The organism is Polyangium sp. 6x1 (genome assembly GCF_029946515.1).
GTDB lineage: Bacteria > Myxococcota_A > Polyangia > Polyangiales > Polyangiaceae > Polyangium.
In genome coordinates this window covers 1-4,535 of the sequence record NZ_JARZHH010000159.1, presented here as the reverse complement: position 1 = coordinate 4,535, position 4,535 = coordinate 1, and the positions used below count along the sequence as shown (strand labels likewise).

The window sequence follows — 4,535 nt, the reverse complement described above, 5'->3', positions numbered from 1 at the left end:
CGATCGTCACCGTCTTGGTCTCGTCGCGAACGGTGCCGCCCTTGGCGATGTCGGCGTACTTGATCTCTTTCGCAAGCTTCTGCTTGGACTGGACCTTGACGATGGCCGCCGTGAGCGTCGTCTTGCCATGATCGATGTGACCGATCGTGCCGACGTTCACGTGGGGCTTGGTTCGACTGAATTTCTCCTTGGCCATCGTTCTTACTCCTGACGGTTGCCGACCGGAACGGTCGCGCTCGCTGTCCTTTCCCTGCGCTTGCTGGAGCCCACCATCGGGATTGAACCGACGACCTCGTCCTTACCAAGGACGTGCTCTACCAACTGAGCTAGGTGGGCATGGAGCCGGTCCGGCGGAGCGGGCGACCGGGTTCGAACCGGCGACGTTCAGCTTGGAAGGCTGACGCTCTACCAACTGAGCTACGCCCGCAGATAGAGGTCGAGGAGATGTCCCCCCGATCTCGTCTACGTACCGACTGTCCGGCTCCGCGGATCGAGACGCCTCGTCAGCGTCTCGGTGGAGGGTGATGGATTCGAACCATCGAAGGCAATTGCCGGCAGATTTACAGTCTGCTCCCTTTGGCCACTCGGGCAACCCTCCAGATTGTCAACGTCTCGCGAGATCCAAGGGCTCGCGGGTCCCCTCTGTACTCTGTTTCGGTCGGTTCGTCTCCTGAGATTTTTGGATCTCGTTCGTCCGAACCTTCCGCCTTTGACGGTCCCGGTGGAGCTGACGAGGGGACTTGAACCCCTAACCCCCTGCTTACAAGGCAGGTGCTCTACCGGTTGAGCTACGCCAGCGAGTTCCTCCCTCGAAGACAGACGTGTCCCGTCAAAGGGGAGCAGGCTCTTAGCCCCTTGCTTTTCACATGTCAAGCCGGATGGAGGGTTTTGTGTTTGGAGCAGGCACACGGCCGCGCTCGGAAGGCCGGAATCCACGGGAGACCCGGTAGGGGCACCTGCCCCGGCAGGCTGGATCGCGACCTGCGCGGGACCAGACAAGCTAGGCACGATCCTCGCGACGCCACCTTCCGCAACTTCTTGCACCACACGCGCGCCTCTTGCGATGCTCGCGCCGCATCATGGAGTGTCCCGCCTGCCACCACGCGAACATCGATGGCGCGCGCTTCTGCGCCAAATGCGGCGCGCCGCTGCCCTCGGCGCCATCCGAAGAAGATCCGTTGATCGGCTCGATCGTGGGCGGTCGCTACCGCATCACGGGCGTGCTCGGTGAAGGCGGCATGGGCCGCGTCTACACCGCCGAGCAGCAGATGGGCACGACGGTCCGAAAGGCCGCGGTCAAGACGCTCCTCGCGCAGTACGCGAAGGATCCGCAAGTGCTCGCGCGCTTCAACCGCGAGTGCGGCACCGTCGCCGAGCTCAAACACCCGAACACGATCCAGGTCTGGGACTTCGGGCAGACGAACACCGGCGAGCTCTACATCGCGATGGAGCTGCTCGAAGGAAGTCCGCTCGAAGACGAGCTCGCGCAGCGAGGGCCGATGCCGCCCGAGCGCGTCGACAAGATCATCGGGCAAGCCGCAGGCTCGCTCCAAGAAGCGCACAGCAAGGGGATCGTGCATCGCGATCTCAAGCCCGCGAACCTCTTCCTCACGAAGATCGACGGCGACGATTTCGTGAAGGTGCTCGACTTCGGCATCGCCAAGCGCGGCGAGCGGCCCGACTCGAAGGAGCAGAAGCTCACGCAGCAAGGCACCGTGCTCGGAACGCCGCCGTACATGAGCCCCGAGCAGTTCCGCGGGCAGGAGCTCGACGCGCGCAGCGACGTCTACTCGCTCGCGATCGTCGCCTACGAGATGCTCACCGGGCGCTTGCCCTTCGAGGCCGACACGCCGTGGGCCTGGGCCACGCAGCACCTCACCGCGCAGCCCTCGCCCTTCGAGGTGACGCAGCTCGGCGCGCAAGTGCCGCCGAAGATGAAGGCCGCGATCATGCGCGCGCTCGAGAAGGACAAGAACAAGCGCCAGTCGTCCGTGCGCGAGTTCTACGACGAGCTCTCGGTCGGAGCCGGTCGCGCGTCGATCGTTGGTGGTGCGACGGGTCAGCAGCAAGTCGCAGCGATGCCAGGCATGCCGAGCGGGCAGTACGGGATGCCGAGCGGGCAGTACGGGACGCCGAGCGGGCAGATGCCAGGCATGCCGAGCGGCCCGATGCCCGCGCGTCCAGGCGGGACGCAGATCGGCGAGCCCCTCTTCGCGCAGGGAGTGCCGAGCGCGCCGGGCGGTCGAACGATGGTCGACACGGGGCCGAGCGCGGCCGCGTTGACGCCGGGTCCGATGCCAGTCGCGCCGATGCCGCAGCAGCACGGCCACATGCCGATGCCGATGGGCGGACCGGCCTACCCCGCGCCGCCGCCTCCGCCGATGGGCGGGAGGCAGCAGCAGAAGAGCAGCCCGATGCCGATCATCGCAGGCATCGGCGTGCTCGTGGTGCTCGGCATCGGGATCGCGATCTTCGCGACCCGAAGCAAGAGCGGCGGCGACGGCGAGGTGATCTTGATGCCGTCCGCAGCTCCGACGACCGTCGTGGTCGCCTCCGATCCGACGGCGACCCCGGCAGACAGCGCGGGCACAGCGGGGACGGCCTCGTCGGCGGCTGGCTCGACGTCCGGACAAACCACGGGCTCGAACACCGGCTCGAACACCGGCGCGCCGGCCACGACGGGCTCGTCGGCAGGCGGCGGCACGAAGGTCGACGCCGCGGGCGACAAGGCCTGCGACGCGGCCATCACGTATGCGTACGGCGGCAACACGTCGCTGGCGATCAGCCAGTACCGCTCGTGCACGGGGCCGAAGCGCAGCAAGGCGCTCTCGGCGATCGACGCCTCGGCCGCGCGCGAGGTGAAGGCGAAGGGCTGCTCGGCCAAGGCCACCGCGGACGCGGCCGCGGCGATCGGCGCCAGCAGCGGAAAGGCCGCGCTCCCTCCGCGCTGCAAGTGATGGGGCGCCGTCCCCCCGAACCCCCCTCGACATGACCACGCGCGGGCCCTAGATGGGAATTCGCCCGTGTGTCACCGCGTTTTGACGCGCTTGACGCCCGTTCGACGCGGGTGCTAGATGGATCTTGCGAGCGATGACGCTCGGCAGAAGCCTCTGCTCGACGGTACGGCGCAGCGTGTCAAAGGAGACGAGCTGCACTTCGCAGCCCACGTCGGCGCCGATGCCAGAGGTGCAGAGGAGAAGGTCGTTCACGGGCAATGGGCAGTAGACGCCGCGAAGCCATGCGGATGACGTGGCTCGACATGTGCCGCTCCGACGAATATCGGGGGCGGTGGGTCGCACTCGACAACATCGATTACGAGGACGGGTCGTCCCAACCCCAGCAGGCGGATGTCGTCGACAGCGACGAGGACCTCGGGGAGTTATGCAGCAGGATGCGCGAGTCCGACAGGACGGCATGCGCGATCCTGTACTGCGAGGATGATTCGTTCGCGCCGCCCGTCGCCAAGCGGGCCGCCATGCCGACGCGAGGTGCAGCGCACCGCTAGCAAGCTCGGCGCCGCTTCCCGCCTCGATTCCCCACCTTTCTTCCCCACGAAACAAGCCACCACGAAGGACGCGAGCCCAGCCGCGCCGGGAGCCGATGTTTTGAGCTCCTAGCGAAGGATGGGCTTCAGCGTGGGTTTGCCGTCCTTCATCACCACGTTGTAGTCGACCGACTTTTGCGGGTGGGAAGCCTTGAGCTTCTCGGCCTGCTGGCGGAGCTGCTTCGCGAGCGCCTCGTACGTGACGCCCGCGGTCGACTCCTTCGCGGCGCGCTTGGCCTCGACGTACTGCGCGTAGATCTGTCGGATCCGCGCATCGGAGAGGTCCTCGGACGAACCCTGCGGCGGGCGAGGTCGCGCGGGCGCGGGGCGCGGCGCGGGCGGCGCAGACACGTCCGGAGGCGAAGGCTCTTCGACCGGAGGATCGGGCGGCGGCGGCGCGACGACGGCGCGCATGCTGCGGCTGCTTTTTCGTCGCGAGGACGGCGCCGGCACGCTCGGCGCGGGCTCGTCGGACACGTTCGGGACGTGGATGGCCCGCGTGCGCGTGCTCGAAGGCCTGCGTCGCGAGGGCGGGCCTTGCTTCGGCGCGTCGAGGTCGAAGTCGAGATCCAGCGGGCGCGCCGAGGCCGGGCCGCTCGGGCCTGCTTTGCCCTGTTTCGCCTGGGCCGCGAGCTCGGCGACGCGGCGCTTGCCGAGGTCGAGCGACGATGTCTGCGGGGGTCGCGCGGCTGGCGCCTCGGCCTCGGCGGGCTTGGTCTCGGCAGGCGATGGGACCGCTGGTTTCGCCGCGGCCGAGGCCTCGACGGGCCGGCGCATCATCATCATCAGCGGCACGGGCTCGGGCTTCTTCGCGGGCTCCGGCTTGGGGGGCGGCGCGGGCTCGGCCGGCTTCGCCGCGGGCGGAGGCTCGGGCGGCGGCGCAGGCGGCGGCTCGGGCGGCAGCGCGGACGCACGATCGAGCGACGCCGAAGGGAGCGGCGGGCGCGGCGGCGGCGGGGCCTTCGCGGCGAGCGGAGGCGGGAGCGCGCCA

At 68.5% G+C, this 4,535-nt stretch carries 5 protein-coding genes and 4 tRNA genes; 2 read left to right on the top strand and 7 right to left on the bottom strand.

Features of this window, described 5'->3' with window-relative positions:
• The 5 genes from QHF85_RS49480 to QHF85_RS49460 form a co-directional block, all read right to left on the bottom strand.
• A partial coding sequence (locus QHF85_RS49480) for a GTP-binding protein (RefSeq protein WP_281329091.1) occupies positions 1-196 on the bottom strand: 196 nt, incomplete at its 3' end.
• 64 nt (positions 197-260) lie between these two features.
• Positions 261-336: transfer RNA gene (locus QHF85_RS49475), tRNA-Thr, on the bottom strand.
• Positions 337-354: 18 nt separating this feature from the next.
• Positions 355-427: transfer RNA gene (locus QHF85_RS49470), tRNA-Gly, on the bottom strand.
• Between the two features lie 88 nt (positions 428-515).
• Positions 516-598, bottom strand: a tRNA-Tyr gene (locus QHF85_RS49465).
• Positions 599-722: 124 nt separating this feature from the next.
• A tRNA-Thr gene (locus QHF85_RS49460) sits at positions 723-798 on the bottom strand.
• A gap of 281 nt (positions 799-1,079) precedes the next feature.
• Between QHF85_RS49460 and QHF85_RS49455 the strand changes: the two genes are divergently transcribed.
• Complete coding sequence (locus QHF85_RS49455; RefSeq protein ID WP_281334539.1) at positions 1,080-2,957, top strand: serine/threonine-protein kinase; 1,878 nt, start codon at positions 1,080-1,082, stop codon at positions 2,955-2,957.
• Between the two features lie 48 nt (positions 2,958-3,005).
• Here QHF85_RS49455 and QHF85_RS49450 read toward each other — a convergent pair whose 3' ends face one another.
• Positions 3,006-3,209, bottom strand: a complete 204-nt coding sequence (locus QHF85_RS49450; RefSeq protein ID WP_281334538.1) for a hypothetical protein — start codon at positions 3,207-3,209, stop codon at positions 3,006-3,008.
• Between the two features lie 29 nt (positions 3,210-3,238).
• Here QHF85_RS49450 and QHF85_RS49445 point away from each other — a divergent pair, with 29 nt between their 5' ends.
• The gene (locus QHF85_RS49445; RefSeq protein ID WP_281334537.1) at positions 3,239-3,505 is read left to right on the top strand and encodes a hypothetical protein; all 267 of its coding nucleotides are present in this window, start codon (positions 3,239-3,241) and stop codon (positions 3,503-3,505) included.
• Between the two features lie 108 nt (positions 3,506-3,613).
• On the opposite strand, the gene QHF85_RS49440 is transcribed toward QHF85_RS49445, so the two are convergent.
• On the bottom strand, positions 3,614-4,535 hold a 922-nt coding region (locus tag QHF85_RS49440; RefSeq protein ID WP_281334536.1), incomplete at its 5' end, for an MXAN_5187 C-terminal domain-containing protein.